Genomic DNA, 22,369 nt, shown 5'->3' with positions numbered 1-22,369 from the left:
GTGACGGTTTTACGGCGAAGGTCCGGGCTAACGGCCGTCGCAATAGTCGCGATGGTGGCAGCGCTCACGGCGTGCACCGTGCCGGCAAGCGACGTCGGAACCAACGGCGTCCCGCTCAACCCGAACGGCGCAGTAGCTAACTCGGATGGACTGAGCGAGGCACCCGCCGATCCCGCCGACTCTACCGATCCCTCCGGCCCCGCCGACTCCGAGAAGTCCACCGAGACAATGGAGCCCGCTCCCGACTTGGGTCAAGGCGAGACCGTCACCATCACCCGGGTCGTCGACGGCGACACCGTGTACACGTCAAACGGCGGCAAGGTCCGGCTCCTGGGCTACGACACCCCCGAGCACGGCGAGTGCGGATTCGACGAGGCCAAGAAATTGGTCACGGAACTAGTCGACGGCCGCAGCGTCACGCTCTTCAATCCCGCGAACGTGGACGACGAGGACCACTACGGGCGCTGGCTACGCTACGTCGAGTTCGAAGGCCAGGACCTGGGAACCGCCGTACTCAATGCGGGCATGGCGCAGGCGCGCTACGACGGACTCGACGGCTACGACACGCACCCACTGCAGGATTCGTACCGATCCATTGACGCAGCGACCAGGCATATCTGCCGATAGGGGGCGGCCACCGATCGCTGTGGCTGTGGCTGGGGTGTGACGGCAGCGAAGGCGGCGACTCCCGAGGTTGCGAGGGCTCGTGCCACTGAACTGAGCCAGGGGCAATCGGATCCAAAGACACATTGATCCGGAGACCGGAGACCGGAGACCGGAGACCGGGGATCAGGGATCAGGGACCAGGGATCAGTGTCAAGTGACCCAAGTACTTAGCGATCCACGGGAGCCAGCGGGCCAAGGACCCAGCGTCTTCAACGAGCGAGGCGGTTGAGGATGTAACGAGCGTGCACCCAAGTGGTCGTCACTCGTGGCGATTTGCCGTGGACCGCTACCGGTAGAGCCAGGGCGCTTCCGCCCGCAACTGGGCGTCCAGCATCGGCGCGAGGGAGCGGACGTAGGTAGCGGTGAGATGGTCGTCGTCCCTGTAGACCATGACATTGCCCACGATCGGGTTGCAGACTGTCGGCTCGCAGATGTAGTCGGACAGGTCCATCGAGACGAGATCCGCAGGAAGCCCCATCGTGGTGTCCACCGGATTGACCGGAAGCATTGCGACGTCTCGGTCCACCGCGCATCGTTCCCGGTCGCCCGGATTCTTCTCCAGGCATTCAGGCACGTTCCAGTCGAAGCGCGGGGTGTCGCGCATCGCGATCACCGGTATTCCCGCGCCATGAAGAGAGTTCCACGCGTCCACCTCCGCTGGGCCTACAGTCTCGACGGGAGTGCGGGGCGGGGTGTTCGTGCTCACGGTGAATACCGCATCGGGCTCGAAGGATTCGATCACGTCGAGGGCCTTCTGATTCCACGACAGGCACGAGTCGGTGCCGAAGAAGTCGGCGCCAGCCGACTGCAGGCGGCACGAACTCTTGTTGACGACGATCAAGTCCCACTCCTCGCGCTCCGCGATGAGTTCCATCGCGGTGTACCACTGCTGGGCATGGGAACCCCCCGTCATCACGATCGTCTTGCGGGCGCTCCCCTCGGAGTCCGTGTCGCCGCAGGAGACCACCTCGTCCCCGGTGACCCAGTCCTCGGGATTGCACGGGTCGGTATAGATCAGGTCTGGCTTGTCGGCGGCGGCGTCCGCGGTCTGGGGCCTGAAGTCCATGCGGGCAGGCCCATCGTCCGTCAGGCCGTCGGCTAGCACCGCGGCGCCCGGATGCAGCGCCGACGGCGCGCTCAGTTCCGCGAGGCTGGCAGTGCGCTGAGCCTCCAGGTGTCGCGCGAACCCGGCCGCAGCGCCGGCCACCGCGCCCACGAGCAGCACGAGGACCACCATGCTCCGCCACGGCCGCGCAGCGCTGTGCGTCAGCCTGGCGAGCGACCACTTGGCGAACCTGGTCGTGAGAATGGCGAGGACAAGGGACACCGCCAACACTCCGGTGGCGCCGAGCAAGCCCACGTGGTCGTAACCCCGGTAGGTGAGGTACGCGATCAGGACCGGCCAGTGCCACAGGTACAGCGCGTAGGACACGTTCGCGAGTCCCACCATTGGTCGGACCGTGATGGCGTGCTCGAGCCGGAATCGTGAGGTGCCGCCGCTGCCCACCAGAATGAGGATCACCGCGGCCACGGGTAGCAGGGCTTCGGGTCCTGGGAAGGTGTGAAGGCCGTCGACCACGAACCCGGTCGCGACGATCATGGCCACGCCGAGCCAAGGTAGCGCGGTACCCAGCGGCCCGCGGACCCGGTGATGCCCGATGTAGAGCGCGGCCAGGGCGCCGACCCCAAACTCCCATAGACGCGCGAAGCTCGAGAAGTACGCGACGGGCTGGTTGACGTTGACGAGGTAGACGGCATACGCGAACGACGTCGCGGTGAGCGCCACTGTTACCGCGGCCAGCGGACCGCGAAGCCGACCCTCGAACCACTTGCGGGCCACCAACCAACACGCGAGGGCGACCAGTGGCCATAGCAGGAAGAACTGGCCCTGGATCGAGAGCGACCAAAAGTGCTGGAGGGCGCTGGTGAACGGCCCGGCCGCACCGTACGAGAGGTGCGAATTGGCCAGCTCGATGTTCTCAACATAGAGAGCAGATGCGGCAATCTCGCGATACGTGGAGATCCAGCTGAGCCGCGGGTAGATCAGCGGAACGGTGAGCGCGACGGCGACGAGCACCAGGAGCGCCGCCGGCACCAGCCGCGAGAAGATGCGCGCGTACCGCGTCGCTAGATCCCGCAGGCCCCGGCGGGGAGGGTTGCGGACCAGCGACGCGGTGACGAGGAACGCGGAGACGACAAAGAAGACGTCGACGCCGCCGGAGACCCTGCCTGCGCCAAAGAGGTGAAACGCGACTACGAGAGCGAGCGCCAGGCCTCGCAGCCCGTGGAGTTCGGAGATGAAGTGCTCGCGCGCAGGCTTGACGGCCGTGGGCGTCCCTTCGCCTCCGTTTGCGGTCCGCGACGGTGCCGTCACCGTTGCGCGCATCGCGACCCGTTCTCCGAGAAAGTGTTCCGCACGCCGTCGCCGCCGGATTCTGGCTCGGGAGGGTCGCTACTGGTGTTCCAAGAGAGGCCCTCCCGACGGCCCACAGTACAGGCTGCCGTGCGTCGCTTGCCTGCTAATCGGCCGATGTGGTCTGTGCATCGGCACAGCCCCAGAGCTACTGCCGGAAGCGGGCGCCCACGTTAAGCGTGGAGCGCGCGGCTAACCCTCGCCCTCGACGTCGTCGGCCACGCGCACGTTGTCGGCCAGGAACTGCGAGAGGTCCGGGCTCAGTACGACGTCGTCGCCGGTGCCTTGCAGAAGGCTCGGGTCGCCCAGTGCGTTGATGATAGACGCCTCGGCTGCCGTGAGGGTGCGGTACGGGTTACGCACCAGCGACACCGCGTCGTCCTCCTCGAGCACCTCAAGGATGGCCTGAATCTTGTTCTTGATTTCCAGCGCGGCCGGGTCCACCGCCACCGCAGCCCTGAAGAACGCGATGTAGTCCTCGCCGAGGAACTTGTTCTCGCGCTCCGAATTGAGCATGTGCTCCAGGTCGGTCGCGAGCAGGATCTCGGCGGGGACCAGCTCGCGCTCGGGGTCGTTGATCAGGCTCGTCGCCGCATCGGCCGGGAAGGAATCAAGGAGAGCCTGCACGTCACGTTTCATCGACTCGAGCACCTGCTCGGCCGAGGCCGCGAACTGCTGCGCGTAGGCATCCGCCTCGGCGGCGTTCGTCGGGATGTTGCTAGGCGCGTCAGGCGCGTCGGTGGTCACGGAAAGGTCATTGTTGTCAGAAGTCATCCATCCACCGTAGCGAAGCTAGGGCGCGTGTCCAACGATGTTCGCCCTCGGCAATGTCAGACCGCCCCCATAGGTTGAAGACGTACCAACCAATCGCTGAGGGGAGCACGATATGAACAAGGTAAAGGTCTCGACACCACCATGCAGACTCATCGCGGTCGATCTCGAGAATCTGCTGGGTGTGGAACCCCGCTATGCCTCGGACTCGTGCTGGGAGGCCGCGCTGAGCGGCCTGCTCGATTCGGTTCAGTATCGCGAGGGAGTCGATCGGCTCGTCGTAGGCGTCGGCCACGACTGGGTATTTACGGTCGCCGACCTCGCCCCCGCATCGGCGCGCATCGTGACGCGCGATGGTGTCTCCGGCGCCGATCTCGCGCTGTGTGACGAGCTCGCCGACACGGGCTTCATCGCGCGCCGCTTTGACGAGGTGATTATCGGCAGCGGCGATCACGAGTTCGTCGGGTCGGTGCGGGCGCTTCGTGCCGCCGGGCTCGCGACCACTGTCGCGACCATCGCGATTCAGGCATCGGGCGAACTTGCGTTTGTCGCGGATGCCGTGGTGTGGCTCGAGCGGCCAGCCATCCGGTTGGGGGAGTACGCCACGATCGCGTTGGCCGTGGACGCCGCCGACATCGTGGCCGTGGAAGGTGCCCGCTCAATGGTCGCCCTGCCCGCGGCCGATGCTCGGGCCGAGCTAGCGCTCGCCGCCTAGATTTGAAGGGAGTGACGATCATGAGGAAGTGGAAGACGCAATGACCGGGGACTCCAAGCATGACTGCGCCGTGTCCGGAGAGTGCACTGTCACGTGGCACCCGAACGGTGACGTGACGGTTGAGTGCCGTCAGCCGGGGAGCTGGGAGCGCGGCAAGTAGCGGAGCGTCCTCGGTAATCGGGTGACCCGCACCTTTGCCCGCAAGGCCTCGTACCCGAACACGGCCGCCCAGAACTCCGCGAGCCCCATCGGGTTGTCCGCGTAGAGGACGATGTTGCCTAACTTGTTCGCCACCGTCGGCCTCCTTAGGTCACGCACCGCAGAATAGAGAAGCGCAATTGCTAAGTAACCCGCAGCATCGGCCGCCGCTACGCTAATCAATAGACGAAAACCACCCCGCATCGAAGGAGCACCACATGTTCACCGGACTCGACCGCGAAATCTGCGCACAGGCGTGGGACGTCATCGTTCCCGCCATCGAGAAGGCCGCCGAACTGGGCGTCTCCAACGGGCTGCAGGGGAGCCTTATTGTGCTCGACCCCGCGGATCCCGACCCCAAGAATCCGATGTTCACGGCCCACGTGGGGGAGTTTGATCAGGAGTTCCTCACCAACGTCGAGGGCAAGGTCGCGGTCACCATCCGTACCGGCCTGGACAGCTCGCGGGTGCGCCAGGACTTCCCGTACCTCTACAAGGTGGGCGACATCAAGTACCCGGGAGCGATCATTCGCGAGGGCCTGATCGTCAGCTTCAGCGGCGTGCAGGGTGACTACGACGAGATGATCTGCGAGTGGATGGTCGCGGCGATCCGCGCGATCTGCCGCCAGGCATTCAGCGGCGACAACGGCGCGGACAGCCAGCCCGGCGCCTACCTGTAAGTCTGGACGTATCGGCGTTGGCGATAGCGCCCGCTCAGACGCTCATGTTCGTTGTCGCGTGCGCGCGCCAATACCCGCGGTGACGGTGACTGAACTGCCCTCTGGCGGCTAGCGCCCCGGAGGCGGCTCGTAGGGTGAGCGCGCCTGAGGACCGACCTCGATCGACGCGAACTCCAGAGCCTCGTCCGAGTCGGAACACGACGACGCCCCCTCGCCGCTCGGCGTGACCTCTCCTCCTGGCTGAGCCTCAGCGTCGAGAACCTTCGCGCCGATCGCCGCCATCACGGCGTCCATCTTGGCTGCCAGCGCATCGTGTCGCGCGGCGTCCAGCTCGCGCTGCAGGTTCCGCTCCTCGCGCCGCCGGTCGATCGCCACGGCGAACAACGGTAGAGGGAGGGTCAGCGCCGCCGCGACCAACGCCCCCACGGCGAACGCCTCCCAGTTGTACGTGCTGACTTCGTACCCGTCATAGTTGAAACCCCGGAACGTGTTGCCCGCCCACGCGCCAATAAGGAGCGCAACCACCACGTACCAGGCGTAGATCCAGGCCCTCAGGTTTTCGAGTCTTTGCATGGCGGGGTGTTACTCCTCGGATCGGGTTGCGCTAGAGGCCTGCACGGCATCATCGGAGGGTGCCGTACGGAGTGAGTCGAATTCCGCGAGGAGGATGAACAGTGAGAAGCACGCGAATAAGGTGAGGACGATGCCACCTAGGAGCCAGGCGAAGTTGAATTCTGCCGCGCCTATGTCGTCGTAACCCTGATGGCGGTTGCCGAGTACCAGGCCCACGGCGATGGCGAGGACCCCGCACCACAGTTTCAACAACGTGCGTCGGCCCCTATTTGTAGACATAAGTGGAATGGTACTGGCGAGATGCCGCTATCCGCGCGCCGAAAAGGAAGCCATCTGGCCGGTGCGTGAGGGGGGAACTTCCGCGCCCGCCTCGAGGCGAGGCACTAGCGTGGACATATGACGGACAATTCGACCGATGCCGCGTCCACCAGCGAGGACGCTCCCACCACCCCGGCACTCGACGCCCTCGCCGAGTCGGGCCTCGACTACAAAGTGGTGCGCCACGGTGAAGTCGACTCGCTCGAGGAGGCGGCCGCCGCGCGCGGCCTCGACCCGCGCCAGGTCCTCAAGACGCTGGTGGTGCGTCGCGGCGAGGGCGACTTTCTTTTCATCCTGGTCCCCGGCGATCGCCAGATCAGTTGGCCCAAGGTCCGCGAGCACTTAGGGATCAAGCGAGTCTCGATGCCCGACGCCACCGTCGCCCAAGAGGTGACCGGCTACGTCCGCGGCACCATCACGCCCTTCGGCTCGCGATTCTCGGAGGCCGGCAAGCCGTGGCCCGTGATCGCCGATGCGCTCATCGCGTCCCGCGCGGCCGACGCCGTGGCGGGTCAGGGCGAGACCACCGAAGGCGAGACCCCGCAGGGCGAGACCCCGCAGGGCGAGACGGCGCAGGGCGAGACCCCGCACGGCGAGTCGGCGCGAGGTGAGTCGGAACAGGGCACGTCGGTACAGGGCGAGGTGGCGGGTGGCCGTGCCGCGGAGGGCAAGGCGCCGCAAGGCAAGGCGGCGCAGGTCGAGTCGGTACAGGGAGAGACGGCGGGCGGTAGCGCCACGGAGGGCAAGGCGGCATCGTTCGCCCTGGTCAGCATCGGCGGGGGAGCGCCGGGGGTATCCGCCACCATCGCGGCCGATGCGCTCATCGCCCACCTGGGAGCCGACGTGGCCGATGTCACCGACGCCGCGGTGATCTACGCCGAGCCGCCCTACTGGAACGTCACCATGGACGCGCTCGAATCCACCGCGAAGCTGGGCTACGCGCTTCACCTCACGCCGGCGGCGCTCCACAACGGAGCGATCATGACAATGGTGAAGGAATCGCTGACAGGAGACGCCGCCGCGACCTTCGAGATCGCCGCGAATGAGGCGTGCAGGCGACTGCCGACGCCGACGGACGCGCAGGTCGCCGCCGCCACTCTCTAGGACGGCCACGTTTCGCCGGGCGGGGCTAGGGTCAGGTGAAATCGGGGTTTGGTGAATAGCACGCGTACCGAATGTCGGACGCACTGAATTTCAGTTCTGGTGAAGTGGCGCGCTGCCTTAGAACCGCGCCCAGGCCTCATTCGCCTCGGAGTCGACCCTGTCTAACCACTCCGTGACGCGATCCTCGAACAGGTCCGCGGCATCGGCGTCGTAGTCCCTGCTGGAGGGGTCAACGAACATGTGTCCCTGGTCCGCATAGCGGAACAGGTCGCCCTGGCGCGCGTGGAACATCAGCGACTCGACCTCGTTGGGGTTGACCCACTCGTCGGGATCCGCCACGTGCACCTGCAGGTGACAGGGGTGGCGCCAATCGCCACCCAGCGCCTCCGGCGGGAGCGCGCCCCCCATCAGCAGGCACGCATTGATGTGCCTCTTGTGCTGCGCGAGCTGCTGCGCCATCGCCGCCCCCAGCGAGAACCCCATCACCACCCGCGCGTCGCGATTCTGGCGGTGCGCACGGTTCGCGACCTCCTCCATCGCGTCGTGCCCGATGCCCTGGGCGTAGGAGACGCCCTCGTCGAGGTCGGTGAACACGCGACCGGAGTAGGCGTCCGGACAATGAACGGTGTGATGGTTGGCGCGCAGCCGCTCGGCGAAGGACTGCAAGCCGTCGGTCAGGCCCAGTGCGTGGTGGAAAAGCAAGATCTCTGCCATGTCTCCAGTCTTGCGCGACGCGACCAACTTCGCTTGGCGAGAGGGTCAACTTTGGCGAAACCGACGGTCCGGTACCGGTAAATTGGGGGCTTAGCCAGGGAGGCCCGCATGGACATCGCTGTGATTGCAATCTTGGGTGTTATCGGCATCGTCGCAGTTAATGCCGTCGCACCGCGAGTGGGGGTCGCCTCGCCGTTGATCCTGGTCGCACTCGGCGTCATGGTGAGCCTGGTGCCCGGTGTTCCGGAATTGGAGTTTCCTCCGGAGTTGATCCTGGCCGGCGTGCTCCCGCCGCTGCTGTACTCCGCGGCCGTGTCCGTGCCCACCCTGGAGTTCAGGCGCGACTTCACGGTGATCACCGGGATGTCGGTGGTGCTGGTGGTGGCGGGGTCCGTGCTGATGGGACTCTTCTTTTTTTGGGCGATCGAGGACATTCCGCTGCCCATCGGCATCGCGCTCGGCGCGATCGTCAGCCCGACTGACGCCGTGGCGACCAACATCATCAGACACATGGGCGTGCCGCCCCGAGTGGTGACCGTGCTGGAGGGCGAGTCGATGCTCAACGACCCCAGCGCCCTGGTGCTGTTGCGAGCGACCATCGCCGCCGCCGCCGTGTCCGTCTCCGTGTGGACGGTCGCGTGGGACTTCGCGACCTCCGTACTGGTGGCCGTGGTGGTCGGCGCGATCGTTGGACTGTTGGCGCTCAAGTTGCGCAAGGCGCTGGCCAACAGCACCTCTGGCACCGCGATCTCCTTTGTGCTTCCCTTCATCGCGTACGTACCCGCGGAGGCGCTCGGCGCGTCCGGCCTGGTGGCTGCCGTCACCGCCGGTCTCATGACGAGCGCACTGTCCGCGCGCTACCTCAGACCCCGCGACCGGATGTCCGAGACTCAGAACTGGCGCACCATCGAGCTGCTGCTCGAGGGTGGGGTATTCCTCATCATGGGTCTGCAGCTGACCGCCATCATCACCCAGGTGCAGATCCGTAACGGCAGCGTGTGGTTCGCCGTGGGCATCGGAGCCGTCGCCGCAGCCCTGATTCTGGTGATCCGATCCATCTACGTCTCCCTGGTGCTGGTGGTCGAGCGGCGCAAGCGCAGCCGGGCGGTCGCCGTGCGCGAGCGGCTCGAGGGGTTCGCCGAGCTCACCCACGGGATGCAGGACCGCAAGCGCGCGCGTATCGTCAAGCGGCGCGTGAGGCGTCGCGTGGCCGATGTCGACTACATCACCGACAAGCCGCTGGGTAGACGCGAGGGAGTGGTGTTGGTGTGGGCGGGAATGCGCGGGGCCGTGACTCTCGCGGCGTCCCAGACCCTTCCCGCAGACACGCCCGCCCGTTCCACGTTGATCCTGATCGCGTTTGTGGTTTCCGCCGGGTCGTTGCTGGTCCAGGGCGGCTCGCTGCCGTGGGTGGTGCGCTGGTTGGGCCTGGCCAAGGAGAATACCGACGTGGCCGAGGTGCGCGAGAGCGCGCTGGTCGACGCGATGTCCGACGCGGCCTTTGGCATGCTGGACAACGAGGACCTGCGCCGGCCGGATGGTACCGAGTACGACCCGCGGGTGGTGACGTGGATTCGCGATTCGTTGGCCCACGAGCGCACCGAGGACGACCACGAGGCCGAGCCCATCCTTGGCGCCCAACTGCGCGAACTGCGCCTGGCCGTCATCGATACCCAGCGACGCAAGCTGTTGCGGCTGCACGCCATGGGCGAGTACAGCACGGACGCGCTGCGCCACGTGCTCGCGGTCCTCGACGCGGATCAGATCTCCGCCGAGCTCAAGGACCAGAGCGACTGACCTACGGAACGACGGGCTGGCTGCATGAATGGCGAGCTGACCGACTGAACGTCTCTCCGACTGACCGACTGACCACCTCACCTCGGCGCCGCCTCGCCGCCGTACCAACGGTCGCGCTCGCCGGAGCCACGGTCGCGGGTGTGGTTGTCTTATCGCAGGAGGATTACATGGACGTCGCCATCGTCGCCATCTTGGGAGTGCTCGGCATCGTCGCCGTGAACTCGATCGCGCCCCGCATCGGCGTCGCGGCGCCGCTGATCCTGTTGGCCGGGGGCGTAGCCGTCAGCTTCATCCCGGGCGTCCCTCACCTCGACATCAACCCCGAGTTCATCCTGGCCGGCGTCCTGCCGCCGCTGCTGTACTCGGCCGCGGTCTCCGTGCCCACCATGGACTTTAGGCGCAACTTCAGCGCCATCAGCGGGCTGTCGGTGCTGCTAGTAATAGTGGGTTCCGTCGCGATGGGGTTCTTCTTCTGGTGGGCGATCCCCGGCATCTCGCTGCCCATCGGCATCGCGCTTGGCGCCATTGTGAGCCCCACCGATGCGGTGGCCACCAACATCATCAAGCGGCTCGGCGTGTCCCCGCGAGTGGTGACGGTGCTCGAGGGTGAATCCATGCTGAACGACGCATCGGCGCTGGTATTGCTCCGTTCCTCGATCGCGGCGGCGGCCGTGAGCGTCACGCTGGTCGAGGTGGCGTTCGACTTCGCGAAGTCGGTGGTGCTCGCCGTGGTGATCGGCGGAATCGTCGGGTACCTCGGGCTGCGCGTGCGCAAGCGCATCCCCAACCCCGCAGCGAGTACCGCCATCTCCTTCGTGTTGCCGTTCGTGGCCTACGTGCCGGCGGAGGCGATCGACGCATCGGGCCTGGTCGCGGCCGTAACCGCGGGACTCGTGACGAGCGCGTTGGCCGCGAAGTACCTGCGACCCCAGGATCGGCTGTCGCAAACGCAGAACTGGCGCACCATCGAGCTGCTCCTCGAGGGCGCGATCTTCGCGATCATGGGCCTGGAGCTGATCGGGATCGTCGACGGCGTGCGCGAGACTCACGGCAGCGTCTGGTTTGCCGTGGAGCTCGGCGGCGTCGCGCTGGTGCTCGTGCTGGTGGTGCGGTCCCTGTACGTGGGGATGGTTCTAGTGCTCGAGCGCAGGCGCGCCCGCAAGGGGGAGGCGTCGCGGGAGCGGCTCGAGCAGTTCGCCTCGCTCGCCGGCGGCATCAACGATCAGCGCAAGCGACGGCACTTCACCAGGCGCGTGAAGCAGCGGGTCGCCGACGTGGATTACCTCACGGACAGTCGGCTGGGCAGGCGCGAGGGGGTGGTGCTGGTGTGGGCCGGGATGCGTGGCGCCCTCACGCTGGCCGCGGCGCAGACGCTTCCCGCGGACACGCCGTCGCGATCAACGCTGGTGCTGATCGCGTTCGTGGTGGCGGCCGGTTCGCTGCTGATTCAGGGCGGAACGCTGCCGTGGCTGGTGCGGCGGCTTGGCCTGGTCTCGGACGGCACCGCGGCGGACGATGCGGAGCAGAGCGGCCTGTTCGACGAGCTGTCCGACGTCGCCTCCAAGGTGCTCGACGACCCGAAACTGTGCCGGCCCGACGGCAGCGCCTACGACACTCGCACCATCGGCTGGACGCGGATGGCGCTGGTGCGCGAGCGCGGCGAGGAGACCGAGGAGTCCAGGCCGGTCTACGGCGTGCAGATCAACGAGCTGCGCCTCAAGGTCATCGCGCGGCAACGTGACCACCTGATGGCGGCCCGGGGCGTGGGCGCGCACAGTTCCGAGGCGCTGCGGCACGCGCTGCGGGTCCTCGACGCGGACCAGATATCGGTGGAACTCAAGAGCGACCACGACTGATTGGCTTCGCAGGCAACGCTCAGTGAATTACGGCCGCGAGTCGCGGCGCGACAGCAAACCTAGAGGTGGATCTCGGTCAGCGAGGCGGAGGTCGGCGACTCGGACCCGCCCATCGGCTCCTGCGTGACCATGAATCCCGCCACGTCGTCGAAGCCGGTGTGCATCATGGTGAGAAACTCGCCGTCGTCCTCGGGCATGAACGTAGGCCCCGGCATCGCCTTGCCGTCATCCATCATCAGCCACAGCTGATACTCCATGCCCTTATCCGGCATCGGCGCGGCCTGGCCCATGGCCACCACGGTGTCCATGCGCACGCTCATGACCAGGTGGGACGCGCCCAGGTCCAGGTCCATCGCGTGCGCGTCTGGCGCGCTCGTGACCATCATGAGTTCCTTCTCCACCGCGAGCTCCTGCTGGTGCGCGTTCTGCGTCGACAGTCCAATTCCGGCCGCTCCCAGCATCAGCACGGAGGCCGCAGCGATGCCGATGAACGCGTTGCGGCGCCGGTGCGCGGGCCGGGTGCCCCTGGCATCGGCCAGGCTCGTCACGGAAGCCGATGCCGCGGCGGGCTCGGCAGCGTCCCCGGCAGATGCGGTTGTCGGGTCGAGTTCGAGCGCCGGCGTGGTTTCCTCGGTGAGGTCCAGCGGCGGCAGTTGCGGGGTGAGGGCGGCCTCGGCCATCACGCGTGAACGCAGCGACAGCGGGGGAGCGACGGCCTCCGCCTCGGCCAGCGCGGCGGTAACGTCGGCGAGCGAAGCCACCTCGTCGCGGCAGTCCTGGCAGCCGGGCAGGTGGGCGTCGAACTCGTCGCGCTCGGCAGGAGTCACGGCGTTGACGAGGTACGGGCCCAGCAGCGAGTGAACGTTGTCGGTCATGCTCCTGCCTCCCATGCGTCTCTGAGTTTGATGAGTCCGTCCCGCACCCGCGCCTTGGCGGTGCCGAGCGGTATTTCTAGTGCCTGGGACACCTCGCGGTGCGTGTATCCCTTGAAGTAGGTGAGTTCCAGCGCCTCGCGCTGGCGTTCCGTGAGGGCCTCAAGACCGGCGCGCACGCGGGCGGCCTGCCAGTCGGCGAACATCGTATCCACCACCTGGTCCTGCTCCGCGGGGGACACCTCGTCGCGCGGCGCGTGCTTGATCAGGCGATCCGTGTGGGACTGCTCCGAGCGCACGCGGTCAACGGCCCGGCGCTGCGCGATGGTGAGAATCCACGACCGGGCGGATCCGGCATCGGCGCGGTATCGGGAGGCGTGTCGCCAGACCTCGACGAGTGCCTCCTGCGCGATGTCCTCCGCCATTTGCGGGTCGCGGACCACCCGTAGGGCGATGCCGTAGACGGCGCCGGAGACCTCGTTGTAGAGCTGTTCGTAGGCGACGGCTGAGCCGCGCCCGGTAGCCGTGAGCAAGGGGGCGAGGTCGAGTCGCGTGGCCGCGCCAGACGCGGCGCTCGGCGAAGGTTCGGCCTGGCTGGGCGCGCGGTCGTCGGAGGAAGTCACCGCGTGAAGGTGTCGCGCTGCGCTCATATCCTCGTCCTCCGTATCCGTCTCGATCGCCCCCTCGCTACGTGTTGGCTTTAGCCCTCTTCTTCCATCTTGTCTTCTTCCATCATGGCATCCTCGGAGTGCTCCGCAGAGTCGCCCTCTTCCATGGCGTCTTCTTCCATCTTGTCTTCTTCCATCATGGCGTCCTCTGACATTTCTGCCTCGGGCGCCATGGTGGCTTCCATCGTCGCTTCCATGGTCGCTTCCATGGTGGACTCCATCGAGGACTCGGGGGTCGCGTCGCCTGAGTCACCACATCCGGCCAGGACGAATCCGGAGACGGCGATGATGGCGGGAACTGCAAACTTGGTCATGGTCTTCATGATTCCTCCAGGAATATAGAAAGCTAAGTCACGTGGCGGTTCGCGCCCGCGTCGCATGGCCGGGCGGCCCTACATGTCTCTATTCGGAGTCCTGGTGGGGGTGGATGGGTCGGGAATTCACCGCTGTGTGAACCGTTGAGGCGCTACGGGCCGTTCGTCAACCCGCACGTGAACCTAGGGAGCAGCGGATGGTGCTCACGGTGGGGGTGGATGGGCCGGGTAGAGCGCTTGACGGGGAGGAGCGCTTGGCCAGTTCGGATCGTGTTTTGACCCAAAAAAAGGGGTGGCACGCCAGACTTGGCGTGCCACCCCTAGTGACGTATGGCGGGTTAGCCGTCGGTGCCCGTCGTCGACTCCAACGGCGACATGGTCGACTCCAGAGGGGCCACCGTCGCGTCGAGGTCAGTGCCGGGAGTGGCACCGCCGTCGGCGGTCGTGTCGCCACATGCGGCGAGGAGTGCTCCTCCAGCGAGGATCAGAACGGGAACTGCAGCATGACGAATATTCATGAGGTGCCTCCTTGTTCACTAGGCGAGCCACTCGGCCCGCTATGCCAGTAAACGCACGGGCACAAAGGGAATGTTCCGGACATTCCGAAGATTTCCTGTCAGTTTACTAACAATTTACGTGCGGTGAGCCTAGGCAGAAGCGACAAAGTGGTCGCCGCTTTGCCTGGGCTTGAAGCTAACGAGACGCTTCTTGGCCCTGCACTGTGGAGCTGGCTAGGCGAGCAGCAGCGCGATCAGGGCGATTGCCGGCGGGGTCGCCTGCATGGCTGCCGCGCGGGCCAGCTCGGGTGCTCGCGTGACGAGCACTATCCCGGCGCCCACCATGAAGAGGCAGGTGAAGGCCACGAGCGACACAGCGCCCGAGTCGGCGAGCATCCACGCGCCGACGAGCGCTCCCAGGCCAAGGAAGAGGTTGTAGAAGCCGATGTTGTAGAACACGGGAGCCTGGATGGCGGCCGTCTCAGCATCCTTCGCTCCGAAGCGCTTGAAGATGGACGGGCGGTTGAAGAAAAAGACCTCCATGAGGAAGATCATCACGTGCATGAGGCCGGCGATTGCGGCGAAGATTACGGCAACTGTTGTCATGGGTAAAAACCTAACAGTGGTGCCGGAGGCCCAAAAACATGCGGGGAGGTCGGACGTGGCGAAGCGAGCGCCATGTCCGACCTTGGAGACGGAGGTGTCTCCGTCCGCCCGTTCGCCCATTCGTCGGCTGCCAGTTTCTCCGTTTGTCCGCCCGCACGCAGAAATGCCGGGTGCCCTCGGGCACCCGGCATCTCTGATCAGCTCAACTCTCGCGATCACCCAAACGTGAACGCGTACGCCTCGACGCCTTCCGAGAACTCGAGGTGCAGCGTGTCCTCGATGGGCGGACCCTCATAGAGGTCGACCAGGTCAGATACCCCGCCCACGTCGATCACCTCACTGTAGGACGGGTCCCCGGCCAGCGTCACTGTGACCGTGCCGTCACCGGCCAAGACCAGGTGGGCATCGGCCGCGTAGAAGTTGAGGTCCAGCGTCGCGCCCTCGCCGGCGACCGCGTATTCCGGCTCGATGGTCCAGTCGCCGCCAAAGCTGAACTCGTCGCGGATCGGGGTGGGGTTGGCCGTGTAGGTGTGCTCCTGGCCGGGAATGATGTCCGAGTTCTCCGCAGCGCTCAGGCGTGCCGAGCCAACGTAGAGCTCAGGAGTGCGAGACGCGGTGCTGCCTCCGGTGTCCGCCTGGACTGCCTCCTGCGGCGGGGCGTCGAGCAACTGCTGAATCAGCTTCTCGGTGGCCTCGTACTTACCCTCGCCGTAGTGCACCTGGACCACGGTGCCGGTCTGGTCGATGAGGTAGTGAGCGGGCCAGAAGCGCTGATCCCATTCGCGCCAGGTGGTGAAGTCGTTGTCGATCGCGACGGGGTACTCGATCCCGTAGCGCTCGGTGGCGTCCTCGACGTTGCTGACGACCTTCTCAAAGTTGAACTCGGGGGAGTGGACGCCGATGATCGTGAGTCCGTCGTCGCCGTAGCGCTCGTTCCACCCGTTGAGGTACGGGAAGGTGCGCTGGCAGTTGATGCAGGAGTAGGTCCAGAAGTCGAGCAGTACGACCTCTCCCTCGAGCTCGTCGAGGCTGAGCGCCTCGTTGCCTGGGGTGTTGAGCCATTCCTGGATGCCGGGCAGGTCGCGCGCCGGGCCGCAGTTCTGCAGCACGGTGGCGTCGCCCTTCTCGCACTCGTCGAACGTAAGTTCGTCGCCGGACGTGGGCGCCGCGGCCTCACGGCCGGAGAGGTCGTCGAGCTCGCCCTGCACGTTGTCGTTGTTCTCGATCGACTCCTGAATGGAGGCGAGGAAGCCGGGGACCGAACGCTGCAGCGGCTCCGCCAGGTTGGTGGCGATGACCAGCGCGGTGAGCATCAGGACGACGCCCGAGGCGATGCGGATGGCCTGCAGGCGCTCGCGGACAGCCTTGATGCGGCTGCCGATGCTCTGACCAGCGACGCCGAACAGCAACAGCGGGATCGCGATGCCGACGGAGAAGGAGACGGTCAGGGCGATGAGGCCCCAGCTGATGCCGTTGGTCGCGGCCAGCACGGTGATGGACGCGAGGATGGGTCCCGCACACGGCACGAACACGAGTCCGAGCGCCAGTCCCATCACGAAGCCGTTGCCTTCGCGGTTCAGGGTGGGGATCTTGGTGTTGACGAACGGCTTCTCGAGGATGTGTCCCACTGCCGGGATGGCCAGGCCGAGTCCCACCACTGCCAGCGTGATGATTCCGGCCCAGCGCAGCACGTCGTCGGGCAGTCCCAGCAGGCTGATGAGGATCCCGCCGATGAGCGTGAAGACCGCGAAGCTCACCACCAGGCCGCCGACCACGACATACGGCCGGCGCTTGTTGGCCGCGCCGTCCTGGATGGAGCTGGTAAGGATCGCCGGCAGGACCGGCAGGACGCACGGACTGATGGCCGTGATGATGCCGGACACGAGGCCGACGATGATGAGTGTGAACATGACTCCTATTCGGCGCCGGACTGCGCGGGGATGGGACGAGTTTGAGTGGCGTCTGAGGTTTTCCACAGATTGCCCTCGCGGCCGATGCGGGGGTGGGTCGCGTACCTACCGTGGCTTGCATGGAGACGATGCGACGGATCATGGCCAAGACGAAGAGCGCTGCGCTGAACGTGCGGCTCGAGACGGCGGCGAACGTGTGCCTGGCATTGGCGTGCGTGGCCGCGCTCGTGCTGACGATGACGGTGGCCGGCTGCTCGCCGGCGGGGTCGGCCGGCGAGCGAGGCTCTGCCGGCCTGACCGCGTCTGGCTCGACCTCTCCGGCCGATGCGGCTGATGCGGCTGATGCGGCTGATGCTTCCGACTCCTGGGATCCGACTGCGCCGGGTGATCCGACCGCGCCGACCGATCCGCCCGGCGCGAGCAACCCTCCCAATCCGGAAGCGGCTGAAACCGCCTTTCCCAACGATGCCGCCGGCCCGGGACCGCTGAGCGATTCCATCTACGTGGTCAGCACCCAGAACGTGGTGGGCGCTGACCAAATAGCCGAACTGATCCCGGTGCCGCTGGCTGATACTGAGGACGCGGCGTTCCACACCGCTTTCATCCTGATGAACACGGCCGACGACGTCTATGCCACCGCTCCCGATAAGCCCGGGGACCTCTCTTTGTTCTCCGCGATTAGCGCGCCCGAATGTACATGGTGCGCGTCGGTGCTCGAAGCCGCGACGACCGCCGCCGCGTCAAACGTGCGCGTGATGGGTGGCAAATTCACGCCGGTGGGCGACTCCTTCGATGGCGGTCGAGTCGGGGACGGCACGGTGGTGGTCAACATTCCCGTAGAGGAGGCCCTGACCCAGGCGTGGAATCCAGACGGCACCCTCGCCACGAGCACCGCCGGAGGGCCCGCAACGTTGAATGTCCAGCTCGAGTGGCGTTCGGGCCTGTGGATGGTGACGGGGGTGAGTACCTCGGAACGGGCGTAGGTGCCTCTAAACCGGGGTGAGTGCCTCGGAACGGAGGTAAGTACCTCGAAACAGTGGTGAGCGCCGCAGAACTGCGCGGTAGCGTATTCCCATGACAGTGGCCCTAGTCCTTGGTGGTGGCGGCGTTCGCGGCGCAGTAGAGGTGGGGATGGTGCGCGCGCTATTCGAGGCCGGTGTGACGCCAGACGTCATCGTGGGGACGTCGATCGGCGCCATCAACGGCGCCGCCGTGGCCGCGAATCCCACGCTGTCCGTGGTTGACACGCTGGAGGCAGCGTGGTCATCTCCCGCGGCCGGCTCCATCTACGGCGAGTCCTGGGTTCGCCAACTGCGCCGTCTCGCCAAGTCGAAGACGCACCTGAATGACCCGGCGCCCTTGCGTGAACTCATCGTCAGCGTCGTTGGCGAGGACGCGCGCTTCGAGGAGCTCAAGGTGCCGCTCGCGGTGTGCGCCGCGAATATCGAGCGCGCCGCCGAGACCTGGTTCGACTCTGGGCGGGTCGTCGAGGCCGTTTTGGCCTCGGCCTCGGTCCCGGCCGCGTTGCCTCCCACCGTGATCGACGGCGAGCACTACATCGACGGCGGCGTCGTGAACTCCATCCCGCTGGGTGAGGCGATCGCCCGGGGCGCCGACGAGGTCTACGTGCTGCAGGTCGGCCGTATCGAGGAGCCGCTAGAGGTTCCACGCAAACCCTCCGACGTCGCAAAGGTCGCCTTCGAGATTTCCCGGCGTCACCGTTTTGCTCGCGAGCTGGCAGGAATCCCCGCGGGTGTCGTGGTGCACGTACTGCCGTACGGAGGCGCGCAGGAGGGCGACCAGAAGCTGGGTGCGTTCAAGCGACTGGATCAGACTCAGCGGCGCATCGAGGCGGGATACAAAGCCTCGGCCGCCTACCTTGCGCAGGCGGGAGTGGGACAGTGACTCGCGACGACGCGCGTCCCGCCCGAACGAACGAGCCCGCAGGGGCTTCGCGAGAAGCGCGGGGCGGTGCCGCAACGCGTCGCACGGCGCGGCGTATCTCGTGGGGAGTTCCCTCGCCGTGGGTGCGGAGGCTAGTCATCGCACCGGTAGTAGTACTCGCCGCCCTGGTGTGGCTGCCCAACGCGTTCTGGCTATTCATCGTGGTCGCGGGGCTGCTAAGCCTGGCGCTACCCGGACGGGCCCGCATCCTGCGGATCCTCTTTATCGCGGGCGTCTACCTGCTGTGGGACGCGCTCGCGCTCGTCTGGATGCTGATCCTATGGATTGCGTCCGGCTTCGGGTGGAAGATGCAGGCCCCCGCCTTCCAACGTGCTCACTACCGGCTCGCCGGACGGATGCTGGGCTCGATCTTCGCCGCAGCCCGCTGGACTCTGCGCTTAAAGATCGAGCCGGAGGACGTGAACCTCGACTCGATCGCCCCGGGGCGCCCCATCATCGTGGTGTCGCGGCACGCGGGCCCCGCGGACTCCTTCATCATCGTCGAGGCGCTGATCAATAAGTACAGCCGCCAGCCCGCGATCGTGCTCAAGGACACCCTGCAGTGGGACCCCGCGGTGGGCACCCTGCTCAACCGAATCCCTACCCGGTTCGTGTCTCCTTATCGTCGCCGCAAGCCCGGCGCCCCGGGAGGGACGGCCGCCGTGGCGAGCCTCGCATCGGCGCTTGGCGTGGACGACGCGCTGCTGATCTTCCCCGAGGGCGCGAACGCCACGCCAAAGCGCCGAGTGAAGCGGATCGCCGCGCTGCGAGCAGCCGGCCACCACGAGCTCGCGGACCGCGCCGAGGCCATGCCGCACGTGATGCCTCCGCACGGTGGCGGGGTCCTGGCGGCGATGGAGGCGTGCCCGGAGGCCGCGGTCGTGGTCGTCGCCCATACCGGGCTGGAGCGGCTGTCGACGGTTCGCGATATCTGGCGTGAGCTGCCCGCGGACAAGACCATCATGCTCAAGGGCTGGCTCGCGGACGCCGACGAGATTCCGCAGAGCCGCGCCGATCGCGAGGACTGGCTGTACTCGTGGTGGGAGCGCATCGACCAATGGATCGATGAGAACCAGCCCGAGTGTGCGGCGGGGTCCTCGCGGGCGACCTGACGTCGACCATCCGCGCCAGGGGATCTCTCTAGTTGCACTCAAGCCGGGAGTCAGACTTCCAGGTGGCCTTATCCGCCCACTGGTCTGCGACCAATCAATGCAGAAGAGCTTGCGCAGTAATGATGAGAACGTCATAAAGCAGAGCGTCATTGATGAGAACGTCGCCGACGGCGGCGATGCTCATTCTTTCGGGTAGCCAGGCCAACTCTGGCCAAGGGCAAGCTCGGCTTAGGCCATCCCGACGACGTAGATGAACTTGTTCGAGTCGAAGGAGATGCTTCCGTCGCTAGCGACATGGTGCTTGATGGCGCTACGAGCCGCCTGTTCGACGGCGTCCAGGCCTGCCAGGCTGATGGCCAGTTGGGCCGGCCCCGCGGCCCTGGTGCTGCGCCAGTACTGGTCCCAGTCGCTGTACTGGAACGGACAGTTGACTTCGCCGGTGGCCGACACAGCCATCCCGACTGAAGTGAAGGCATCCTCGAGCACTCCGGGGGCAGACAGCCGATAGGGGCCTCCGGGCTTGCGTCCGGGAGGTGGTCGAGGCAAGAACCGGCCGATCGCGTCTAGAACGGGCTTGTATGAAATCTGGTCGGGCGTTCCGAATAGGCCGGCGACGACCGCACCCCCCGGCGTGCACACTCTCCTGAGTTCTGTGAGCGCCTTCCCGAGGTCCGCGGCGTACTGCACTGAATTAGCGCCGAAGACAACGTCGAAGTCGCCGTCGGCGAAGGGCAGGTGTTCCATCCCGGCGACCTGGAAGTCGATCCCGGCGAATGTTCGGCTGGCGTAGTCGATTAAGCCCTCAGCGGCGTCAATGCCAATCACCTGGGCTCCAGCTCTGCGGATGAGGTCACTCGAGTGACCGGCACCGCAGCCGACATCGAGGACGCGCATATCTGGGCCAATGCTTGTCGCTTCGATCATCGCGCTAAACAGGGGTGCGTGCTGCAACTCGTGTGCGGCCCAATTGCTTGGTTCGGCGCCCCAGAGTTGTCCTTGGGTCTGCTCTGATCCCATAGTCGTGTCTACCATGGCTATCGGGCTATCGCATGTCTTTGCGCGGGCTGGCGGCCTGGCCCGCTTGAAGAGTGCGCCCAAGACCCTAGGCGGCTCGTCCCGGGCGACCTGACATCGATGATCGGGGCCCGTGACCGCTCCCTGACTGAACCCCGGCGGGGGAGTCAGTCACGGCGCAAGGTGCCTCGCGCGCCCACTGGTCTGCGAGTCACCGGCGCTGGAGGGCCTACGCTGGCCTGATGGCTGACAAGAGTTTGGGTGCATGGGCCATGGTCGCCCTGCAAGGGTTGCTGTTCCTGCTGGTAGTGGTGGCGGCCCTGGTGCCGGCCATCGGCCCGGCCGTGTGGGACTCGCTCGTGCTGAGCATCGTCCTGATCCTGGTGGGCGCAGCAGGCATGTTCTGGTCGGGGCGCGACCTGGGCAGCTCGCTGACCCCTCTACCCGTGCCCAACGGCAAGGGGCTGGCCGCCAAGGGAATCTACAAGTTCGCGCGCCACCCCATGTACACGGCAATCCTGCTGATCTGCCTGGGCGTGGCCGTGGGAGCGGGCAAGATTCAGACCTATGTCGTGGTCCTCGCGCTCGTGGTGTTCTTCGAGGTGAAGACGCGGTACGAAGAGCGCTACCTGCTGAAGACCTACGACGGCTACGCGGAGTATGCCGCGCGTACGGGCAAGTTCCTGCCGGGCATCGGCAAACGCGGATAGCCTGCCACTCGCTATCAGCGCCAGGCACTTTGGGCTATTGACGTGACGAGCGGCACCAGCGGTGCGACTATAGGTGCATGGCGAGCATCGAGCTGTCAGTCGAGGTTGCGCGCCCCTCTGCGGAGTCGGCGGCGCTGCTCGAGGGCGCCGGCTACCAGTTGTTTCGCGGGCCGATCGGCTGGAGGGTGGTCTTCGTGACGTCCCTGATCGGCACCCACTCGCTGCGCTCTCACGCGCACCTGGTCGCGCGCGAACTCATCGTCGACTTTGGCCTCACCGCACTCACCGAACCGCCGACCGTCAGCCTGCACGACCCCGACGGAGACATCGATCTCAAGGTGGCTAGTCTGGTACTCGAAGACGCTCGAAGGGCGTCAGATCCGGACCCGCTGCAGATCCTCTCTCGCAGGGAGCTCAGGCGGGTGCGTCAGTATGGGCCCAAGTGACAGCACGTCACTTGCTGGTAGCGCGTAACTGATTGACAGCGACAAACCGAGTAGCAGCACGTATCCGATGAGCAGTGAGGGCAACGAATCTATGAATCTCGAGAACCACGAGTACTACTACCACCTGGCACTCGCGGAGCACTGGCCGCCGTTGCCAGGGCAGCAGTACGAGAGGTCCAGCGTCGACTCGACGCTCCAGGAGGAGGGATTCATCCACCTGTCACGCGCCAGCCAGGTGCGGCACGTGGCCGAGAAGTTTTATAAGGGTCGCGACGATGTCCTGATGCTCACGATCGACCCCGCTCTGCTCGACTCCCGGGTCGAGTTCGAGACCTCCCCCGAGCATGAGCAGCCGTTTCCGCACCTGTTCGGTCCGCTCCTGCCGCGCGCCGTGATCCACACCGACATCGTGCACTTGGACGAGGATGGCGCCCTGCAGCTCGACCAGCTCCTCCCCATCTAACGCCCCTC

General features: G+C 66.2%; 25 protein-coding genes. 12 read left to right on the top strand and 13 right to left on the bottom strand.

Annotation, left to right across the window (positions count from 1 at the left end):
- Complete coding sequence (locus ACQU6B_RS08840) at positions 1-627, top strand: thermonuclease family protein (RefSeq protein ID WP_430867186.1); 627 nt, start codon at positions 1-3, stop codon at positions 625-627.
- Between the two features lie 325 nt (positions 628-952).
- Here ACQU6B_RS08840 and ACQU6B_RS08835 read toward each other — a convergent pair whose 3' ends face one another.
- Both ACQU6B_RS08835 and ACQU6B_RS08830 read right to left on the bottom strand, forming a co-directional pair.
- Entirely contained in the window at positions 953-3,052 is a 2,100-nt protein-coding gene (locus tag ACQU6B_RS08835) for an acyltransferase family protein (protein WP_430867185.1), read from the bottom strand.
- A gap of 219 nt (positions 3,053-3,271) precedes the next feature.
- Positions 3,272-3,853, bottom strand: coding sequence for a hypothetical protein (locus ACQU6B_RS08830; protein WP_430867184.1), 582 nt, complete (start codon positions 3,851-3,853; stop codon positions 3,272-3,274).
- Positions 3,854-3,965: 112 nt separating this feature from the next.
- Between ACQU6B_RS08830 and ACQU6B_RS08825 the strand changes: the two genes are divergently transcribed.
- The gene (locus ACQU6B_RS08825) at positions 3,966-4,565 is read left to right on the top strand and encodes a hypothetical protein (protein WP_430867183.1); all 600 of its coding nucleotides are present in this window, start codon (positions 3,966-3,968) and stop codon (positions 4,563-4,565) included.
- A gap of 129 nt (positions 4,566-4,694) precedes the next feature.
- Here the strand turns inward: ACQU6B_RS08825 and ACQU6B_RS08820 are convergent, their stop codons facing one another.
- Positions 4,695-4,859, bottom strand: a complete 165-nt coding sequence (locus ACQU6B_RS08820) for a hypothetical protein (protein ID WP_430867182.1) — start codon at positions 4,857-4,859, stop codon at positions 4,695-4,697.
- Between the two features lie 122 nt (positions 4,860-4,981).
- On the opposite strand from ACQU6B_RS08820, the gene ACQU6B_RS08815 reads away from it, so the two are divergent.
- Entirely contained in the window at positions 4,982-5,443 is a 462-nt protein-coding gene (locus ACQU6B_RS08815; RefSeq protein WP_430867181.1) for a hypothetical protein, read from the top strand.
- A 108-nt stretch (positions 5,444-5,551) separates the two neighbouring features.
- Here the strand turns inward: ACQU6B_RS08815 and ACQU6B_RS08810 are convergent, their stop codons facing one another.
- Together ACQU6B_RS08810 and ACQU6B_RS08805 are read right to left on the bottom strand one after the other, a co-directional pair.
- Complete coding sequence (locus ACQU6B_RS08810) at positions 5,552-6,016, bottom strand: hypothetical protein (RefSeq protein WP_430867180.1); 465 nt, start codon at positions 6,014-6,016, stop codon at positions 5,552-5,554.
- 9 nt (positions 6,017-6,025) lie between these two features.
- Positions 6,026-6,295, bottom strand: a complete 270-nt coding sequence (locus ACQU6B_RS08805; RefSeq protein WP_430867179.1) for a hypothetical protein — start codon at positions 6,293-6,295, stop codon at positions 6,026-6,028.
- Between the two features lie 117 nt (positions 6,296-6,412).
- Here ACQU6B_RS08805 and ACQU6B_RS08800 point away from each other — a divergent pair, with 117 nt between their 5' ends.
- Positions 6,413-7,438 (top strand): aminoacyl-tRNA deacylase, encoded by a 1,026-nt coding sequence (locus ACQU6B_RS08800; protein WP_430867178.1) that lies wholly within the window; start codon positions 6,413-6,415, stop codon positions 7,436-7,438.
- Between the two features lie 117 nt (positions 7,439-7,555).
- Here the strand turns inward: ACQU6B_RS08800 and ACQU6B_RS08795 are convergent, their stop codons facing one another.
- Positions 7,556-8,152, bottom strand: coding sequence for a dienelactone hydrolase family protein (locus ACQU6B_RS08795; RefSeq protein WP_430867177.1), 597 nt, complete (start codon positions 8,150-8,152; stop codon positions 7,556-7,558).
- A 108-nt stretch (positions 8,153-8,260) separates the two neighbouring features.
- Between ACQU6B_RS08795 and ACQU6B_RS08790 the strand changes: the two genes are divergently transcribed.
- Positions 8,261-9,949, top strand: a complete 1,689-nt coding sequence (locus ACQU6B_RS08790) for a cation:proton antiporter (RefSeq protein ID WP_430867176.1) — start codon at positions 8,261-8,263, stop codon at positions 9,947-9,949.
- A gap of 167 nt (positions 9,950-10,116) precedes the next feature.
- On the top strand, positions 10,117-11,805 hold the full coding sequence (locus ACQU6B_RS08785; protein WP_430867175.1) for a cation:proton antiporter: 1,689 nt from the start codon (positions 10,117-10,119) through the stop codon (positions 11,803-11,805).
- A gap of 59 nt (positions 11,806-11,864) precedes the next feature.
- Here the strand turns inward: ACQU6B_RS08785 and ACQU6B_RS08780 are convergent, their stop codons facing one another.
- The 6 genes from ACQU6B_RS08780 to ACQU6B_RS08755 form a co-directional block, all read right to left on the bottom strand.
- Positions 11,865-12,680 (bottom strand): anti-sigma factor, encoded by an 816-nt coding sequence (locus ACQU6B_RS08780; protein WP_430867174.1) that lies wholly within the window; start codon positions 12,678-12,680, stop codon positions 11,865-11,867.
- Complete coding sequence (locus ACQU6B_RS08775; protein ID WP_430867173.1) at positions 12,677-13,327, bottom strand: sigma-70 family RNA polymerase sigma factor; 651 nt, start codon at positions 13,325-13,327, stop codon at positions 12,677-12,679. The genes ACQU6B_RS08780 and ACQU6B_RS08775 overlap by 4 nt, the downstream gene beginning before the upstream one ends.
- Positions 13,328-13,377: 50 nt before the next feature.
- The gene (locus tag ACQU6B_RS08770) at positions 13,378-13,659 is read right to left on the bottom strand and encodes a hypothetical protein (protein ID WP_430867172.1); all 282 of its coding nucleotides are present in this window, start codon (positions 13,657-13,659) and stop codon (positions 13,378-13,380) included.
- A gap of 338 nt (positions 13,660-13,997) precedes the next feature.
- Positions 13,998-14,177, bottom strand: a complete 180-nt coding sequence (locus ACQU6B_RS08765) for a hypothetical protein (protein WP_430867171.1) — start codon at positions 14,175-14,177, stop codon at positions 13,998-14,000.
- A 213-nt stretch (positions 14,178-14,390) separates the two neighbouring features.
- Positions 14,391-14,762: a DUF1304 domain-containing protein gene (locus ACQU6B_RS08760; protein ID WP_430867170.1), complete on the bottom strand. Its 372-nt coding sequence runs from the start codon at positions 14,760-14,762 to the stop codon at positions 14,391-14,393.
- Positions 14,763-14,977: 215 nt separating this feature from the next.
- On the bottom strand, positions 14,978-16,672 hold the full coding sequence (locus ACQU6B_RS08755) for a cytochrome c biogenesis protein DipZ (RefSeq protein WP_430867169.1): 1,695 nt from the start codon (positions 16,670-16,672) through the stop codon (positions 14,978-14,980).
- 119 nt (positions 16,673-16,791) lie between these two features.
- Between ACQU6B_RS08755 and ACQU6B_RS08750 the strand changes: the two genes are divergently transcribed.
- From ACQU6B_RS08750 to ACQU6B_RS08740, 3 genes are all read left to right on the top strand, one after another.
- Positions 16,792-17,655, top strand: coding sequence for a hypothetical protein (locus ACQU6B_RS08750; RefSeq protein WP_430867168.1), 864 nt, complete (start codon positions 16,792-16,794; stop codon positions 17,653-17,655).
- A gap of 91 nt (positions 17,656-17,746) precedes the next feature.
- A complete protein-coding gene (locus ACQU6B_RS08745; protein WP_430867167.1) occupies positions 17,747-18,577 on the top strand; it encodes a patatin-like phospholipase family protein in 831 nt (276 codons plus the stop codon).
- Between the two features lie 122 nt (positions 18,578-18,699).
- Positions 18,700-19,728 (top strand): 1-acyl-sn-glycerol-3-phosphate acyltransferase, encoded by a 1,029-nt coding sequence (locus ACQU6B_RS08740; protein ID WP_430867166.1) that lies wholly within the window; start codon positions 18,700-18,702, stop codon positions 19,726-19,728.
- A gap of 228 nt (positions 19,729-19,956) precedes the next feature.
- Here the strand turns inward: ACQU6B_RS08740 and ACQU6B_RS08735 are convergent, their stop codons facing one another.
- A complete protein-coding gene (locus tag ACQU6B_RS08735) occupies positions 19,957-20,622 on the bottom strand; it encodes a class I SAM-dependent methyltransferase (RefSeq protein WP_430867165.1) in 666 nt (221 codons plus the stop codon).
- 362 nt (positions 20,623-20,984) lie between these two features.
- Here ACQU6B_RS08735 and ACQU6B_RS08730 point away from each other — a divergent pair, with 362 nt between their 5' ends.
- The 3 genes from ACQU6B_RS08730 (at position 20,985) to ACQU6B_RS08720 (ending at position 22,361) form a co-directional block, all read left to right on the top strand.
- Positions 20,985-21,452 (top strand): methyltransferase family protein, encoded by a 468-nt coding sequence (locus ACQU6B_RS08730; protein ID WP_430867164.1) that lies wholly within the window; start codon positions 20,985-20,987, stop codon positions 21,450-21,452.
- Positions 21,453-21,529: 77 nt separating this feature from the next.
- Positions 21,530-21,898 carry a hypothetical protein gene (locus ACQU6B_RS08725; RefSeq protein ID WP_430867163.1) on the top strand — a complete coding sequence of 123 codons (369 nt, stop codon included), beginning with the start codon at positions 21,530-21,532 and terminating at the stop codon, positions 21,896-21,898.
- 67 nt (positions 21,899-21,965) lie between these two features.
- Complete coding sequence (locus tag ACQU6B_RS08720) at positions 21,966-22,361, top strand: DUF952 domain-containing protein (protein WP_430867162.1); 396 nt, start codon at positions 21,966-21,968, stop codon at positions 22,359-22,361.
- Positions 22,362-22,369 lie beyond the last annotated feature (8 nt).

Source organism: Demequina aurantiaca (assembly GCF_050598105.1).
In the GTDB taxonomy this organism is placed as follows: domain Bacteria; phylum Actinomycetota; class Actinomycetes; order Actinomycetales; family Demequinaceae; genus Demequina; species Demequina aurantiaca_A.
This window is presented reverse-complemented; position numbering and strand designations above follow the sequence as displayed.

What these genes read in the sequence shown, in the direction of transcription:
- ACQU6B_RS08835 (WP_430867185.1), bottom strand. Translation starts at nt 3,052, where the DNA reads ATGCGCGCAACGGTGACGGCACCGTCGCGGACCGCAAACGGAGGCGAA.
- ACQU6B_RS08830 (WP_430867184.1), bottom strand. Translation starts at nt 3,853, where the DNA reads ATGACTTCTGACAACAATGACCTTTCCGTGACCACCGACGCGCCTGAC.
- ACQU6B_RS08825 (WP_430867183.1), top strand. Translation starts at nt 3,966, where the DNA reads ATGAACAAGGTAAAGGTCTCGACACCACCATGCAGACTCATCGCGGTC.
- ACQU6B_RS08815 (WP_430867181.1), top strand. Translation starts at nt 4,982, where the DNA reads ATGTTCACCGGACTCGACCGCGAAATCTGCGCACAGGCGTGGGACGTC.
- ACQU6B_RS08810 (WP_430867180.1), bottom strand. Translation starts at nt 6,016, where the DNA reads ATGCAAAGACTCGAAAACCTGAGGGCCTGGATCTACGCCTGGTACGTG.
- ACQU6B_RS08805 (WP_430867179.1), bottom strand. Translation starts at nt 6,295, where the DNA reads ATGTCTACAAATAGGGGCCGACGCACGTTGTTGAAACTGTGGTGCGGG.
- ACQU6B_RS08800 (WP_430867178.1), top strand. Translation starts at nt 6,413, where the DNA reads ATGACGGACAATTCGACCGATGCCGCGTCCACCAGCGAGGACGCTCCC.
- ACQU6B_RS08795 (WP_430867177.1), bottom strand. Translation starts at nt 8,152, where the DNA reads ATGGCAGAGATCTTGCTTTTCCACCACGCACTGGGCCTGACCGACGGC.
- ACQU6B_RS08790 (WP_430867176.1), top strand. Translation starts at nt 8,261, where the DNA reads ATGGACATCGCTGTGATTGCAATCTTGGGTGTTATCGGCATCGTCGCA.
- ACQU6B_RS08785 (WP_430867175.1), top strand. Translation starts at nt 10,117, where the DNA reads ATGGACGTCGCCATCGTCGCCATCTTGGGAGTGCTCGGCATCGTCGCC.
- ACQU6B_RS08780 (WP_430867174.1), bottom strand. Translation starts at nt 12,680, where the DNA reads ATGACCGACAACGTTCACTCGCTGCTGGGCCCGTACCTCGTCAACGCC.
- ACQU6B_RS08775 (WP_430867173.1), bottom strand. Translation starts at nt 13,327, where the DNA reads ATGAGCGCAGCGCGACACCTTCACGCGGTGACTTCCTCCGACGACCGC.
- ACQU6B_RS08770 (WP_430867172.1), bottom strand. Translation starts at nt 13,659, where the DNA reads ATGACCAAGTTTGCAGTTCCCGCCATCATCGCCGTCTCCGGATTCGTC.
- ACQU6B_RS08765 (WP_430867171.1), bottom strand. Translation starts at nt 14,177, where the DNA reads ATGAATATTCGTCATGCTGCAGTTCCCGTTCTGATCCTCGCTGGAGGA.
- ACQU6B_RS08760 (WP_430867170.1), bottom strand. Translation starts at nt 14,762, where the DNA reads ATGACAACAGTTGCCGTAATCTTCGCCGCAATCGCCGGCCTCATGCAC.
- ACQU6B_RS08755 (WP_430867169.1), bottom strand. Translation starts at nt 16,672, where the DNA reads ATGTTCACACTCATCATCGTCGGCCTCGTGTCCGGCATCATCACGGCC.
- ACQU6B_RS08750 (WP_430867168.1), top strand. Translation starts at nt 16,792, where the DNA reads ATGGAGACGATGCGACGGATCATGGCCAAGACGAAGAGCGCTGCGCTG.
- ACQU6B_RS08745 (WP_430867167.1), top strand. Translation starts at nt 17,747, where the DNA reads ATGACAGTGGCCCTAGTCCTTGGTGGTGGCGGCGTTCGCGGCGCAGTA.
- ACQU6B_RS08735 (WP_430867165.1), bottom strand. Translation starts at nt 20,622, where the DNA reads ATGCGCGTCCTCGATGTCGGCTGCGGTGCCGGTCACTCGAGTGACCTC.
- ACQU6B_RS08730 (WP_430867164.1), top strand. Translation starts at nt 20,985, where the DNA reads ATGGCTGACAAGAGTTTGGGTGCATGGGCCATGGTCGCCCTGCAAGGG.
- ACQU6B_RS08725 (WP_430867163.1), top strand. Translation starts at nt 21,530, where the DNA reads ATGGCGAGCATCGAGCTGTCAGTCGAGGTTGCGCGCCCCTCTGCGGAG.
- ACQU6B_RS08720 (WP_430867162.1), top strand. Translation starts at nt 21,966, where the DNA reads ATGAGCAGTGAGGGCAACGAATCTATGAATCTCGAGAACCACGAGTAC.